At 59.6% G+C, this 14,624-nt stretch carries 12 protein-coding genes and 2 pseudogenes; 5 read left to right on the top strand and 9 right to left on the bottom strand.

Annotation, left to right across the window (positions count from 1 at the left end; all coding sequences use genetic code 11):
- The 3 genes and pseudogenes from XBLMG947_RS15630 to XBLMG947_RS22760 form a co-directional block, all read right to left on the bottom strand.
- A pseudogene (locus tag XBLMG947_RS15630) lies at positions 1–426 on the bottom strand (IS5 family transposase); the annotation flags it as partial.
- Positions 427–563: 137 nt separating this feature from the next.
- Complete coding sequence (locus XBLMG947_RS21760; protein ID WP_209437485.1) at positions 564–1,262, bottom strand: Fic family protein; 699 nt, start codon at positions 1,260–1,262, stop codon at positions 564–566.
- A gap of 70 nt (positions 1,263–1,332) precedes the next feature.
- Positions 1,333–2,337, bottom strand: a complete 1,005-nt coding sequence (locus tag XBLMG947_RS22760; protein ID WP_139074410.1) for a DUF6932 family protein — start codon at positions 2,335–2,337, stop codon at positions 1,333–1,335.
- Positions 2,338–2,575: 238 nt separating this feature from the next.
- Between XBLMG947_RS22760 and XBLMG947_RS22755 the strand changes: the two genes are divergently transcribed.
- The 3 genes from XBLMG947_RS22755 to XBLMG947_RS15615 are packed head-to-tail and all read left to right on the top strand — an operon-like array spanning position 2,576 to position 4,486.
- Positions 2,576–3,136 carry a hypothetical protein gene (locus XBLMG947_RS22755; protein WP_139074409.1) on the top strand — a complete coding sequence of 187 codons (561 nt, stop codon included), beginning with the start codon at positions 2,576–2,578 and terminating at the stop codon, positions 3,134–3,136.
- A 60-nt stretch (positions 3,137–3,196) separates the two neighbouring features.
- Positions 3,197–3,838, top strand: coding sequence for a hypothetical protein (locus tag XBLMG947_RS22750; RefSeq protein WP_139074408.1), 642 nt, complete (start codon positions 3,197–3,199; stop codon positions 3,836–3,838).
- A 15-nt stretch (positions 3,839–3,853) separates the two neighbouring features.
- Entirely contained in the window at positions 3,854–4,486 is a 633-nt protein-coding gene (locus XBLMG947_RS15615; RefSeq protein ID WP_065469546.1) for a hypothetical protein, read from the top strand.
- Between the two features lie 277 nt (positions 4,487–4,763).
- Here the strand turns inward: XBLMG947_RS15615 and XBLMG947_RS15610 are convergent.
- The 3 genes and pseudogenes from XBLMG947_RS15610 to XBLMG947_RS15600 all read right to left on the bottom strand — a co-directional run bounded on the left by XBLMG947_RS15610 (position 4,764) and on the right by XBLMG947_RS15600 (position 7,305).
- Positions 4,764–5,963 (bottom strand): annotated as a pseudogene (locus XBLMG947_RS15610) (IS256 family transposase).
- A 208-nt stretch (positions 5,964–6,171) separates the two neighbouring features.
- Positions 6,172–6,537 (bottom strand): hypothetical protein, encoded by a 366-nt coding sequence (locus XBLMG947_RS15605; protein WP_139074407.1) that lies wholly within the window; start codon positions 6,535–6,537, stop codon positions 6,172–6,174.
- Positions 6,538–6,732: 195 nt separating this feature from the next.
- Positions 6,733–7,305: a hypothetical protein gene (locus tag XBLMG947_RS15600; protein ID WP_065469552.1), complete on the bottom strand. Its 573-nt coding sequence runs from the start codon at positions 7,303–7,305 to the stop codon at positions 6,733–6,735.
- 152 nt (positions 7,306–7,457) lie between these two features.
- Between XBLMG947_RS15600 and XBLMG947_RS15595 the strand changes: the two genes are divergently transcribed.
- On the top strand, positions 7,458–7,661 hold the full coding sequence (locus tag XBLMG947_RS15595) for a YdcH family protein (protein WP_065469544.1): 204 nt from the start codon (positions 7,458–7,460) through the stop codon (positions 7,659–7,661).
- Positions 7,662–8,254: 593 nt separating this feature from the next.
- Here XBLMG947_RS15595 and XBLMG947_RS15590 read toward each other — a convergent pair.
- From XBLMG947_RS15590 to XBLMG947_RS15580, 3 genes are all read right to left on the bottom strand, one after another.
- The gene (locus tag XBLMG947_RS15590; protein WP_065469543.1) at positions 8,255–9,235 is read right to left on the bottom strand and encodes a zinc-binding dehydrogenase; all 981 of its coding nucleotides are present in this window, start codon (positions 9,233–9,235) and stop codon (positions 8,255–8,257) included.
- Positions 9,236–9,471: 236 nt separating this feature from the next.
- The gene (gene plsB / locus XBLMG947_RS15585) at positions 9,472–12,147 is read right to left on the bottom strand and encodes a glycerol-3-phosphate 1-O-acyltransferase PlsB (protein WP_065469542.1); all 2,676 of its coding nucleotides are present in this window, start codon (positions 12,145–12,147) and stop codon (positions 9,472–9,474) included.
- Positions 12,147–13,115 (bottom strand): hypothetical protein, encoded by a 969-nt coding sequence (locus XBLMG947_RS15580; RefSeq protein WP_065469541.1) that lies wholly within the window; start codon positions 13,113–13,115, stop codon positions 12,147–12,149. The genes plsB and XBLMG947_RS15580 overlap by 1 nt, the downstream gene beginning before the upstream one ends.
- A gap of 411 nt (positions 13,116–13,526) precedes the next feature.
- Between XBLMG947_RS15580 and XBLMG947_RS15575 the strand changes: the two genes are divergently transcribed.
- Positions 13,527–14,579 carry a LacI family DNA-binding transcriptional regulator gene (locus XBLMG947_RS15575; protein WP_065469540.1) on the top strand — a complete coding sequence of 351 codons (1,053 nt, stop codon included), beginning with the start codon at positions 13,527–13,529 and terminating at the stop codon, positions 14,577–14,579.
- Positions 14,580–14,624 lie beyond the last annotated feature (45 nt).

The following is a 14,624-nucleotide window of genomic DNA, read 5'->3' as shown; positions in this document are numbered from 1 at the left end:
GCGGTACGCCGTTTCGATCAACGATCACATGCCGTTTGCTGCCGAGTTTCCCGCGATCGGTTGGGTTTGGCCCTGTATACGGGCCCCCCGGGGGGAGGCCACGCTGGCGGCGTCCAGACTTGCTCGGCTCAGGTCCAGTGTGTCGGCGCGACGTCGCTCGGCCAGCAGCACTTGATGTAGACGATGCCACACCCCGTTGGCTTGCCAATCACGCAGCCGACGCCAGCAGGTCATGCCGCTGCCATCGCCAAGTTCCAAAGGCAGGTCTTCCCACGCAATGCCCGTGCGCAGCACATAGACGATGCCGTTGAGGGCCTGCTGATCACTGACACGAGGTCGTCCACCTTTGGGGGAAGGCTTGACCTGCGGAATCAGTGACTCGATGCGCTTCCACAGCGCAGTTGGGATCTCGTTGCGACGTTTCATGCCGGCAATGATGCCGCCGGTTCGACAGAATTCAATGGTTTTGTTAGCCGCTCTTAAGTGTCTACGGAACCCTGGGCGTATCATTCGCTCGGCTCAGACTGTATTCTCCAGTGGCGATTGCTGGTCATAAGATTGGCTCAATAGGAAGATTCTTCGTGAACATCAAGCGCTGTTCTTACTGCTTGGGCGTGGAAACGAAAAACTCCATCCCAGCGCGAGAATATTTCTGCCTCTCTCAGATGAAGCTCGTAAGCGCCAAACGAATAGGCCGACAGAGTTTTTAAAGTGATATAAAATGGATCGTTCATCTTTGAGCGGCTCAATATCCAATTAAAAACCGCTCTTGCGGTGCGTCCATTTCCATCAGAAAAGGCGTGTGCGTTATTAATAAGCACCAATGCACGGGTTGCGGCAACGATGCCTTGGCCCAGTGCTTCTTCATTAACAAGTTCTACAATCTGCCTCATCCGATCTTGTGCTTTTTCCCACTCGGGAAGAAGAATGCGCTCAGCACCATGTGAGTGCTGAGCAAGCGATGCTGCGTAAGTTCTCATGCCAGATAGGCGTTTTGTGAACGTTTGATTGAGTGCTGTGATCTCGTTGATGGAAAGATTGTCCCCCGCTTTTTTGATCCACTCTTGGTAGTCAACCCTGTCTGCGACTTCAGCTTGCTCGACTAGCTCCAAGTCTTGATGTTCGATCTCTAAAAAACTTTGGAGCTTATGGGAAGGATATATCCATCTTCTAATTCGCCACGACGCTCTGTGAAAATCTGCTCCGTTGGCAGCCCCCACACGCTGAACTTGCCGCTCGCATTGATCCAAGAACGAAGTCACCTGATGGGACGGCGGTGGAAGCGGTAAGCTAATCAGAACGCGGCTTGCCCCTGTCGATATTTCTTTCATTTCAGATGCTTTGATCAATAGTCAACAGGGGACCAGGACGCGGCCTACCGTCTCGAGATGCCTGATACAGCGTGGTGAAGAACGCAGCTATCTTGATGGTGATCCAAGGTGCTGTATCACAAGGCACGAAGCGCACGTCAATGTCGCGCATCAGCGCTCTGTTGGTAATTTTTTTCAACATGCGGCCAAGATCACGGTCTAAACCAGATCGGGCCGTATAAAAAATCACAACGTCAATATCAGCTGGGTGCTCAACCTCAGGATCAATGAAGCTCCCTCCGATCAGGCAGCACGATAGTTCCGCAACTTCTTCCACTAATTGGATAAAAAGCCCGAGCGAATCATAGATATCCCTACGCCTGCTGTTAGCCAAGTAGTGATTTTGTATATGATCCCAGTCCACCACGAAGGGTGCTGAATTGAATGGGGTAGCATCAGCGATGTTGTTCGGGAAAAAACCATGACCAGGCTGAGCATCTAACGCAATTACCCTGTCTTGATTGAGCCTATCTGCAATTTGAGGGCTCAGGGAATTTGGGCGAAAAAATCTTTCAATTGCTGAGGCAGTTGTGCATACCACACTCGCTAAATCCCGGTGTACAGCAATGGAGATCTGTGAGAAGTTTCGTTCGTGACTCCTCGATAATTCACTGATGAATTTTCTATATTTAGCGCGCTGTGGCAGCGGGAGCTGCGAGTCTGGAAATCTCACATCACCAAGCGGATAAAGATCTGTTGAACAGCATTTTGCGAATAGCTCGCTACTAATTAAAGCAATATCGAGATCCGAAAATCGGGGATCAAAACACTCGCCTGTATTTAAGGAAAAGCCAAACCTGGCCGATCCCGCAACCTTAAAAGACCAGATGTTGATCCCAAAGTAGTCGGCGACGGTATGCACGACGCGATCGACATTAATTTTTTGATCCGCATTAAACAGTGGTAAAGACAGCGCAGTTTTTGCGATATCCTTGATGTTTGCGCCAGCCTTGGCGTGATCGGCCATCCATTGCCTATACATCATTAAGTTTCCTTGCATATATGTCAATATATTGCAAGCATACATTCAGCTCACAGCTGTAAAGCTAATAAAGTATTTGATTAGTGCAAATAAGTCGTTAAAGATGGTTTTGCTTCTCAATTTTTGCTTCGGTGGCTTTTGCATTGTAGCGAGCTTTGCTAAGAAAGGTGGGCGCTAAGAAGGCGCCAATCGAACTTATCAAGGAACAAAAGGACTTCTAAGGATGAGCAAAGAGAAAAAGTTGAGGGAGTTGTCTGCCGAAGAGCGAGCTTTGGTATTCGGAGGCGCGCAGGTTGAAACGCAGGATCTGCCGGGTGTTACGGTAACGCCTGATCCTGAGCCCGACTTCCCGCCGAACGATTCAGGGTTTCCTAGTGATCCGTGGGATCCAGGTGATGGCGGTGGCGGTGGCGGCGGTGATGGGTCTGTCCAGGTTAGCGGTGACAGTTGGACTCAAACCGACAAGGCTTGGATTGATGCCAGTGGCATCGCGCATGCATCTCAAAGCTGGACCAACCCCGATCTATTTCTGACCCTCAATATGTCAGAGAGCTACAATCTAACCACGGGTGCGTGGGGTCTTGCTGCAAACGGCAACTTCTCGTTGAATGGCAATAACTATTCGCTCGGTATGACGACGGACCACTTCACCATCACAGGAGCAAGTGCAGCTTACACTTATGACTGGGGTGGTGGACTGACGTTCCAGTTCAGTATTAATTACGATGCAACAACCAATGATTACAAGAGCGAAGTGAAGTTCACCATTCCTTCGGGTCCGTAATTCGGCAGGTTGATACCATAGCGGCAGCCACCTTTGGGTAGCTGCTTTTCGGGTGAAATCATGCAAAATAAAAAGACGCTCTCATTGCTCCCAGTACTGATGTTGGTTTATGCATCAACAGCTCACGCTGATAATGTATTGCCGCAAGATGGTCCTGGGATTACCTTGATGACCTTGCGCGCAGATGAGGAAACTTTGAGGGTATTGGCAAAATCCGATGGAGTGGCAAAGTATCCCGCCGCCGCCGCGTGGGCACGAGTTAACTCAGACTTGAAGAAATCGGACGCGTGGGTCAGTAGATGCATCGGTGATGCAGGCGTTAAAAGTCAAAAAGGCCAAGGCGCAATGTATTTGTGTAAAAGCCTCGGCTCGGGAAATTTCCTGGCCAACGGCAATATTGATGCTTGGGCAAGAGGAATGTTGGAGGTCAAAAAAATATATGAGGCAGAGGTGCAGCCCTTATTGAAGACCGGGGATGAGACCGAGCCCTTGACAAGGCCGGATTTCCAAGCATTTGTAGGTAGGCCACCTTCGGGAAAGCTTTTGGAGCCACTCTCGAAAGAAGAACAAATAGCCCTCGACATGACTCACGGCATCCCCCTGATCAAAGGAATGCTATCAGCCGAGGTGGAAGGCAAGCCGCGATCCGGCGAATCCGATTTTATTCTAGACACCGGTTCGACACGCTCAATTATTAGTTAGGAATTTGCAGGGGCGATGGGCTTGACGATTACGCCGAAGTTTTTTTCCGAGGCGCTTAACACCTCAAAGCTTGTTGAGTTCGGGCTCACTGATCCGGTTGATCTAAAGATTGGTAGCGTTACATTTAAAAACGTATCGTTTTCCACGAGCAAAGACGTAAAGGCCAATGTCATCGGGCTTGATTTGTTGAGGCAGTTAGGTGCAGTCAAGATCAGCAAGGAACGTTTGACGCTATTGCCAACTGCCGCTTCTTCGTGCAAAAACAAGTTCAGATACTCATCGATGTTGTGGGGCACTCCAATGGCTGCACGCATGCCTGCAACCATCAGAGGGAAGAGTGAGTTGGTGCATCTGGACACCGGCGCCTCAGTAATATTAGAGGCCTCCGGCGTGGGGCTCGCTGGATTTCCAGAAAAAAGCCTCAAGCAAAAAGAAGTCGTTGATGTGTTCGGCAAAAAGACATTGCAATATGCAGAGTCAAATGTCTCTATGGTCATTGACAACCAAGCAATGGACATCGACGCCATCGTTACGGATCAAAAAGCGATGGTCTTTCCAGTTTCTTGGCGTCTCGGTGCTGGAATTTTGAAAGAAAAGAGCATTTATTTCGATGCTGCCAACGGCTTTGCTTGTTTGGAAAAACTATAACCGAATCATTCGGCGAGGATTATGCGATCTGATAACCGATGCTCAGCATCAAGGCGATCTGGTGAGGGGCGCCGCATTGCGAGGCTTCCTTATTTTTCGAACTTGTCTTTTTTGAGAAGGATTTGCAAATTGTCCGGTTATGTAGGATGGTAGCTCAATGCCTGGATTGAATTGAGATATAGTTTCATAGATCGTTCGAAGTTGGTAATCCCCCCGCTTTTAGAGGACGCCAGAAGTGGAGCTAGGGTCTGTCAAGCTAACTGTGTAACTATGTTTTTCATAGCACACTCATCGGTACGCGGTCTTCGCCGAACATCACCTGGAACTTTGCAGAGCCTGTTTCCAGTGATGGATTGAGCGCCAATTCTTCGATGCCTCGCGCACGGCCAGGAACAGCGATTTAAGCGCGGCACAGTCGTTGGAAAAAATACGCCGGTTGCGGGTGAGCTTGCGCATGAGCATGTTTAACGATTCGATGGCATTGGTGGTGTAGATCACCCTGCGGATCTGCGGCACGAACTGGAAGAACGGAATGATCGTGTCCCAGTTGCCGCGCCACAAGCGGACCACCGCACGGTATTTGCCGCCCCACTGCGTGTCCAGCGCCTCCAGTTCCGCCGCCGCTTCTTCGGCCGTGGCGGACTGATAGATGCGCTTGAGCGCGGCCACGACCGCCTTGCTGTCGCCAGCGTTGACGTAGTGCAGGCTGGCCCGCAGCAGGTGCATGATGCACAGTTGCGTGAGCGTGTGCGGAAACACCGCTTGCACCGCCTCGGGCAGGCCTTTCATGCCATCCATGCAGGCGATGTAGATGTCGCCCACGCCGCGATGACGCAGTTCGGTCAACACCGACAGCCAGAACTTGGCACCTTCGTGTTCAGACAACCACAAGCCAAGGACCTCCTTCTCTGCGCGCAGGTTGACCCCCAGCACCACGTGTGCGGCCTTGTTGATGACCTGCTTGTTGTGCTGCACCTTTACCACGATGCCGTCCAGCCAGACGATCGGATAGATCGCATCCAGCGGCCGCGATTGCCACGCCCGCGCCTGCTCCAGCACCGCATCGGTCGCCTGCGCGATCAACGCATGTGATATCTCCACCCCGTACAAGTCCACCAGCGCCGACGCGATGTCGCGCGTGGTCATGCCTCGCGCGTGCAACGCCAGAATCTTCTCCTCCATCCCCGCCAATCGCATCTGGCGCTTCTTCACCCACTGCGGTTCGAACGTGCCGCGCGGTCACGCGGGGTCTGAATCTGCAAGTCGCCCACCGCGCTTTGCACCGTCTTACGGCTTCTGCCATTGCGCACGTTGCCGCCTGCGCGTCCATGCGACGCATGGCCCACATGGGCCTGCATCTGCGCCTCCAGCGAGCGGTTGATCATGTGCTGAACATCTGCGAAAACAGTTTCTCCACGTCCTGTGGCGTCTTGCAGCCTGACGTCAGTTCGTCCAGCGTCGCCTTATCCAGTTCCACTTGCCTGCTCCTCTCACCGGTCGGGGCCGGTAGCTTGTCAAAGGGCAGTTACACAGTTCAATTCACAGACTCGAATTCAATGGCTTTGTTAGACGCTCTAAGTCAACTTTCTTGCTCGCAGCGATCCCGCCTGCAACTTCAGACATGCAAATCATTTCCCCCGGCTTCCTGACCCGATTGACCGGACATTTTCTACAGTCTCTAACGACTACCAACGCCAGCCATACCGGCGTTTGCGCTCTGCATGAACTTTCTTATCCTCATTCCAGTCATAACGTTTATGCCCTGCGCCGTACAAGCCCAGGTGCAATAAGATATAGCCGAAAGGCAACAGCCCGGCAGACCACCACAGCAGGGATGGCGAGGCGGCTCTGGTGAGCACTAGATAGCCCATATAGACGGCACCTCCCCAGAACGACAGCGCCACGGAAAAGCATAACAGCCGCCGGATCACCAGCCACAGCATCGCCAAGCCGCGCTCCACCCTGCTCGGTGGCCGATACCGTCTGGAATGAAAATACACATGCACGCCGAGCATTGCAGCAACGCAGAGAAATGGAATGAGAATGTCCAATGTATGAAAATTGCCTTCGGCGATTTCTCAAGGAAAAATTTTTACAAGGCCAACCATTGCACAGGCAGCGCCTTGCAGCCGCTGAGCAGAGACATCTGTTGAACTATGTCTCTGCTGCAAGACTCAGCAAAACCGAAAAGTGCGTTGCCTCTTCCCAGACCACTGGCAGATGCGCACTACGCCAAGCAAGTGTTGCTAAGGCACCCAGACCAGATTCATCAACTGCGGATCCGCCGTCACCTTGACCAGCTTGCCGCTGGGGCCGAACTGCACCTGGTATTCGGAGAAGCTGTCGCGCCAGTAGCGCCACAGCGAGGCTTCCAGATTCGGGTTTTCGCTGCTGATCGGATAACCGACCGCCATTAGCACCTGTTCGCGGGTCATGCCGCCGGTGAGCTTGCCGTCCATGATGGCCTGGCGGATCTTGGGCGGATACGTGGCGAGCTTGAGCTTGGGATCGGCGGTGACGACGTAGCGGGCGGCGAAGGCGGTGTTGTCCAGGTCGCGGCTGTAGTCGTTGCCGATGGACTGCTTTTCGCCGGCGATCTTGAGGTTGACGCGATTGCGGCCAAAGCCGGTGACGCTGACCGGGGTGCCGACCGGGAGCACGCGCTTGCCGTCTTCGGCGTAGTTGCTGTCGCTGATCCAGCTGCCGTCGGTGCGCAGGTTGCAGCACAGAAAGCCGTCGTACTTGGCCACATCGGCGGCTGAAGCCAGATTGGCGGTGGTGAGCAGGCTCAGGGCCAGCAGGGAAGAACGCAAACGCATCAAAAGACTCCTTTCTCGGCGGCCGTGGCCGCGCGGCAATGATGGATGAGGCGCGCCGCCGTTTCCCCGCGGCGCGCTGGCATTGTCGCAGCCTGCGGACGCATGGCAAGCGCAGGTGACGCGTATCGCCCGGGGTTGTGTATGCTCGGGGCGTGGACACCCTCTCACCCGCCGAAATCGTCGAACAGATCGCCGAGTTGCGACGCGCGCACCGTGCATTGGACGAGGAAATCCAGCGTATGCCCACCAATCTGGAAGACGAGCTGCAGATGAAGCGGCTCAAGAAGCGCAAGCTGCAGATCAAGGACTGCATCATTCGGCTCGAAATGGAGCTGGTGCCCGACGAACCGGCGTGAGGCGGCCTTGCGCGTGGTCTGGTTGGTGACACCCGTACTTTTGGTGGAGCGACTGCCTGGCCGAGTGCCGGGAGGCGCGGCTGGACCGCGGAATGCAGGCGTGCGCATCGCGCGGGGTAGCAGCAAGGACACGTGCATGGCGACTTTCGCAGGCGCGAGGTGAGGTGTGGCGCGTTTATTGCCGCCTGCCCCGCCCTTCGCCCTTCGCCCTTCGCCCTTCGCCCTTCGCCCTTCGCCCTTCGGGCACTTTCCCCCGCAAGCGGGAGAAGGGAAAGCTCAGGGCGAGAGAAAGCAATTGACCGAACGGGCAGAGAGTAGTTTTCCCGCCGCGATAGCGACCGCGAGCGGATCAGCGGCAGCTGGACAGCGCGGCCGATCCAAGACACCGCGCGCCAGGCGCTTCGAAGGATTGCAGGCCCCCAAGAGCGGCTGACAGAGCCTGGCGAGCAACTCGTCGGGGGGCAGACACGGCCAGCGCACAGAAGCCGGCGTGTGCGCGTGGCCCATGCAAATTCCGGTCACCGGCCACGCACGCCTGGCGGCTGCAGGACAGGCGTGGTGTCCTCCGCTCTCAGACTGCCGTGTGCAGCTGCTCAGCCCGCACGCAATAGGATCTTGCCGCGTCGCCCGGGTTCGGCGCTGGCTGCTGCAGCCTTGGCCGCGTCGTCCAGATCGAACACCGCTTCGACCGGCAGCGCCAGGCTGCCGTCGAGCGCGGCCTTCAACAGCTCGCCGATCATGCGGCGCTTGTCCTCGGACTTGGTGGCCTGCATAACCTTGCTGCCCCAGAAGCCGCGCACGGTGGCCTGCTTGAAGATCACATCGCCGCTGGAAATCTCCAGGGGCTCGCCGGTCATCGAGCCGAACGAGATCAACTCGCCACCTTCGGCAAGCAGACCCATCAGCTCGCCTGCTGCCTTGCCGGCGACCGAGTCGATCGCGCGCACGATCGGTGCATCGCCGGCCAGCGCGGGCACGCTGTCTTGCCAACCGTCTTGCGCGGTCGACACCGCATTGCCGATTCCTAGCGCTTTCAATTCGCCCACGCCGGCGTCGCGACGCACCAGATTGATCACGTTGATGCCGCGTGCTGCGGCAAGCATGGCAACCGTCTTGCCGACCGCGCCGTTGGCGGTGTTCTGCACGATCCAGTCGCCTTTTTCGACATGCAGGAACTCGATCAGCATCAACGCGCTCAACGGCATGGCGATGAGTTGGCAACCGCGGTCGTCATCGAGTGTGTCGGGCAGCGGGACCACGCCGGTTGCATCGGCCAGAAAGTACTCGGCCCAGCTCTCATGCACGCCGGCCGCGACGACGCGCTGACCGACCTGCAAGCCGTCGACACCTTCGCCGAGCGCATCGATCACGCCCGACCCTTCGCTGCCGCCAATCGCTGGCAAGGCGGGCTTGTAGCCATAGTTGCCGCGCACCGTCCACAAGTCGTGGTTGTGGATGGGCGAACACCGCATCGCGATGCGGACCTGCCCCCTGCCGGGTTGCGGTGTGGGGCGTTCGACGAGTTCGAGCACCTTGGCCGGATCGCCGAACTGGGTATGGATGGCTGCGCGCATGAAGTCTCCTGCCGGCGACGCCCGTGGTGCAACGCGCCGATCATCGTGAAAGGTGCTGCGATGCTATCGGGAGCGCTGCAAGCGGCCGATGAAGCGAACGGAACCACCGTGTGAAGGCCGGCCTCGCCTCGCCCACAGACGCGTCATTACGCGCCCGACGCTTCTCGCAAGACTTACCGCCTTAAAGCGCTGACATCTGCAATAAACAGGCCTTGAAAACGTTTTGTCAGCCGCTGTCACTGCGGCGGCAACACCACACTCGGCTTGACCGCTTCTGGACTGACCCGTTCGATGGTGTGGCGCAGTTCGCGCCCCAGGATGAACTTGGCGTCCTTGGCCCATGCATCCAGCCGCTCGTCGAACATCAGCTTGCTGTTCTCGTCCGGCCACACCAGGCGCAGTTCGCGCAGCTTCTGGATGAAGCTGCGGAACAGGGTCTTGTCGAAGAACTCGGGCGCGGCCGGTGCATACAACAGGCTCAGACGCTGCGCGGCCTGTTGGCACAGGCTTTCCAGTTCACCGGCACCGAGCACGCCGGGACCGTTCTTCACCAGCACCGAAATGGCGATGTAATAGCGCTCGAACGCCTGCTGCAACGAATGACCGATGGCGCGTAGCCGGAACACTTCATCGGTCTGCCCGGTGTTGCGCGCCAGGATGCCGCCGTCGTCGTCGGTGACATTGAGCAGCAGGCCTTCGCGCACGAACATGTCGATGGTCTGTTCGATGCGTTCGGCAAAGCGGTCTTCACTCCATGGCAGGAACAGCTCGGCCTGCAGGAACGGGTAGACCGTACGACCCAGCCGGATCAGGCCGGCGCGGCTCATGCGCCGGTTGTTCTGGAAGCAGCAGGCAACCCACGAGGACGCAGTGAACAGGTGCAGCACGTTATTGCGGAAGTAGCTCAGCAACACCGCGTTATCGCCGCTGACGCTGAGCACATCGCCCAGCGGGTGCGACACGCGCGTGAGTACGTTGATCTCTTCGGCATGGGTGATGATGCGTGCCGGGGTATGCGGGGTGACGGTGACGCGGTCCGAATACGGCATTTCCGCCAGCAGCTTCTTGCACAACTCGATCTGCGCGATCAGGTCGGCCTCGCCCATCGCGTGCTTGGGCGTGGACAGCAGCGCCAGCGCCAGCAGGTTGATCGGGTTGACGTCGGCGGCGCAGTTGATGCGGGTCTGGATCTGCGTGGATAGGGTATCCACCGCCGGTGCCAGCCAGCTGGGTTTGGCATCTTCCGGCAGCGGTTCGCCATCCCAATCCGGCGCGTACTTGGCCAGCACGTCGTTGAGCGCGATCGGCTCGCCGAAGTTCACCACCACCTGGCCGTAGTTCTGCTTGAGCACCTTGGGGATCGACCACAGCAGGCCCCAGATGGATTCCTTTTCCTTCGGCCGGCCGGTGAGCTCGTCGAGATAGCTGTTGCCTTCCATCAGCTTCTCGTAGCCGATGTAGACCGGCTGGAACAGCACCGGCTTGCGCGGCTGGCGTAGATAGGCGCGCAGCGTCATCGCGATCATGCCGCCCTTGGGCTGCAACAGACGCCCGGTGCGCGAACGCCCGCCTTCGACGAAGTATTCGATCGAATAGCCGCCAGCCACCAGCTGGGCGACGTATTCGCTCAGCACTGCCGAATACAGCGCGTTGCCCTTGATCGAGCGGCGGATGAAGAACGCGCCGCCCTTGCGCAGCAGCGTGCCCACCACCGGCAGATTGAGGTTGATGCCGGCCACGATATGCGGCGGCACGATGCCGCGTTCGTACAGCACGTAGCTCAGCAGCAGGTAGTCCATGTGGCTGCGGTGGCTGGGCACGTAGACCACTTCATGCCCGGGCGCGGCCTGTTTGAACTTGTCCTGGTGATGCACCAGCACGCCGGCATAGATGCGGTTCCACACGTGGGTGAGCAGGAAGCTGGCCGAGCGCACCACCGGGCTGGAATAGTCGGCGGCGATTTCCCACGCATAGGCATGCGCCTTGCGCCAGGCATCCACCGGCTTGGAGTTGTCGCGCTTGGCCTGGATGGCGATGGCTTCGCGTACCGACTCGGCGGCCAGTACCTGGTCCACCAGCAGGCGGCGGGTGGACAGATCCGGCCCGATCACCGCCTCGCGGATACGGCGGAAGTGCGTGCGCAACACGCGCTGCAACTTGCGCAGGGTGCGCTCGGGCGGCAGGCCTTCGGCCATGGTCTGGCGCAGCGAGATCGGCTGCGCGAAACGCACGATGGTGGTGCGGCCGTTGAGCAGCACCGACAGCAAGCGGCGGAAGCGACCGACCAGCGCCCAGTTTTCCGAGAACAGCACCGCGAACCAGCCGCTCTGCTTGTCCGGCGCACGGCCGACGAAGATCGACACCGGCACCAGATGCACGTCCAGGTCGGCGCGCACGCGGTGCGCCTGCAGCAACCTGGCCAGCGAATCGGAATGGGTCTTGCCGCCGCGCTGTTCGGGGATCAGCGAATTGCTGCTGCTACGCCGCGACAGCGCCAGATAGGCGCGCTTGCGCTCCAGCGGGTCGCCCGGCAGCGGCACCAGCGGCGAGGGCAGGCCGACTTCGCGGCAGGCCTTGTCCAGGATCAACGCATTGGACATGCCGTAGTCTTCCAGCACGTACACCACCGGACGGCCGTCGTCGTAGCGGCCCGGTTGTTCCGGCTCGATGGTCAGGCTGAGCCAGGGATCGACCAGGCGCCCGAGCAGGCGCGCCCACCAGGGACGCTTGGCGCTGCGGGCGGCGGCAACGCCGGGCCCGATCGATGGCGCACCCTCCGGCGGAACCGGCGGAACCGGCGCAGCGGGCGGCAACGTCGCCGTCGTGTCACCGGTCTCGCTTGCAGCAGCGCTGGGCGGGGTGGGCTGGCCGTCCGGGAACGGCAGGGGATTCTGTTCTGGCATCACGGTCATTATCGCCCAGCCGGGCGCTGCCCGGTGTCGGTGGGCGCGGCGGCGGCAGGGTCGGGCACTGCAGTAGCGTCGGGTAAGGGGGCCGCGGCCTGTGCGGCGTCGAGCAGCGCCTGCACCTCGCTCTGGGTCTGCAGCCGATACCAGTGGCCATCGCGCTTGATCAGCGCAACGGTCAGATCGATGTGGTGGGTGGCCAGCGGATAGCGCAGCCGTACCTGGGCGGTATCGGCGTCCTGCTTGATCAACCCGGTGCGCAGCGCGTCCAGGCTGGTGTCGATCGACAGGTCGTAGCGCTCCAGCACCTTCTTGCAGGTTGCCCAGAACGGCCCGAGCCGGCGCAGGCTCTCTTCCATGCCTAGCCGCTGCAGATCGGCATCGGAAGTGATGCCGGTGGCGCGGGCGGCGGTGACCAGGTCGGCGATGCTGGCCTTGGCGCGTGGGCGATCGGCCAGCGGTGCGGTCGCGGCCCAGGCGCTCAGCGCATCGACCAGCTGCACGTAATGCGCGCGCTGCTCGGGCTGGTAATCGTTGCGGCTGCGCAGGTATTGCACGCCGAACTGACCAAGCGATTGCGCGGCCTGGGCAATGCCCTGCGCCTGGCCGGCCAGCTGTGCGTCGAAGGCCTGCTGCATGCGGCGTTCGGCATCGGGCGCCGACAACGACCCCAGCAGCGCGCCTACTTCATTTGGCAAAGGCAGTTCGGTCAGCGGCCAACGGCTGGTGCCGCTGCGCCAAGCGGCCTCCAGCTGGGTGTATTGCGCAGGCGTCACGCGAATGCGCGCATACGCCACCAGATCGTTGCGGCGCAGCGGGAGCGTCATCGCCTGCATCGCTGCGGCCGGCTCGGCCTCGGCGCCCGGCAATGCAGGCGCTGTCTCGGTGCGCTGGCAGCCGCTCACGCACAGCGCGGCGAGCAGCAGCCACACAGCGGACTGGAACCGCCCTGCGCGGACGGTAGGTAGCGACATGCGCACGATGTTCCCCCTGATCGATCGGCGCATCTTGCTGTCTGAATGCATCGGCGGCAAGGCATGCCCTAACCATGCGCTCAAGTATGGTCCTCAAGTGTTACGTTTTCGTAGTTTCCGCCAGATGACCGACCAGTGTCTGATCTTGGCTGCTGATGTCTTACTTCGGACAAACTTGTCCAGCCCTCGGGTTCCAGCCCTTGCGCCACTTGCGTTTGGCGCAATGCTGCGGTGCATCATGTAAGCGCTTGCAGTTCCTGCTAGCGTGCGCCACATCTCGCTCTGAGGTCGCCATCGGTTGGGGCCGATGTCATTCATGTGCATCCGTGACACGAACGCGCTGCGCCTGCGGACCGTGCGCCCTACCCCGGCGCGCGGCGCGCCGCGCGTTGACTTGGAGAAAGCCCCAGCATGAGCCGGCCACGGTCCGAAGGCGGTAGCGTCACCATCAAGGACGTGGCACGCAAAGCGCAGGTGTCGGTGGCCACGGTCTCGCGCACCATGAACGGCCATCAGCACGTGGCCGAGTCGGTGCGCGAGCGCGTCTTGCAGGTAGCGCGTGCACTCAATTACATCCCGCACCACGCCGCGCGCAGTCTCAGCAGCCGGCGCACCCACACCATCGGGGTGGTGCTGCCTGACCTGCATGGCGAATTCTTTTCCGAACTGATCCGCGGCATCGACCAGGTGGCGCGGGAGCAGGGCTACCACCTGCTGGTGTCCAGCTCGCATGGCGACCCGCAGGCGCAACACCGGGCGCTGGAACGTCTGCCCGGCCGCGTGGACGGGGTGGTGGTGATGTCGCCGTCGCTGGGCGATTCGGGCGTGCATGAAGACGCATTGCCCGGTGGCCTGCCGGCGGTGCTGCTCAATTGCGCCGGTAGCGCCAGCCAGCGCCCGGTGCTCAATGTGGACAACTACGGCGGCGCCCGGGTCATGACCCGACACCTGCGCGACAGCGGTCACCGCCGCATCGCCTTCATCGCCGGGCCGGACGACAACTTCGATGCGCATGAGCGCCTGCGCGGCTATCGCGACGAATTGGCGCTGGATCCGGCCGCGCAGCCCTGGGTCTTGCCCGGCAACTTCGACGAAGAATCCGGCTACCGCGCCGGCCAGGCGCTGGCCCAGGACACGCGCCCGGATGCGGTGTTCGCCGCCAACGACATGATGGCGCTGGGCTGCCTGTTCGCACTCGGCCATGCCGGGGTGAAGGTGCCGCAGGACATCGCGCTGGCCGGCTTCGACGATGTGCCGATGGCGCGCTACGTGCTGCCTGCGCTGACCACGATGCGGGTAGATATCGCCGGCCTGGGCGCGCGCGCGTTGCAGTTGCTGCTGGGCCAGCAGCTGGTGGATGCGCCGGCACCGCCCGCCGATGCTGCACCGCCGGCGTTTTCGGAGATGGTTCCGGAACTGATCGTGCGTGCATCCAGCGCCGCACGCGGCACGCCCGAGCACTGACGCCCATGCGCCTCGCCTTGCTTTCACAAATTATTTACGCTTTCT

The organism is Xanthomonas bromi (assembly GCF_900092025.1).
Lineage (GTDB): Bacteria > Pseudomonadota > Gammaproteobacteria > Xanthomonadales > Xanthomonadaceae > Xanthomonas > Xanthomonas bromi.
The sequence above is the reverse complement of the archived record's forward strand: the minus strand, read 5'-3'. Positions and strand labels throughout refer to the sequence as shown.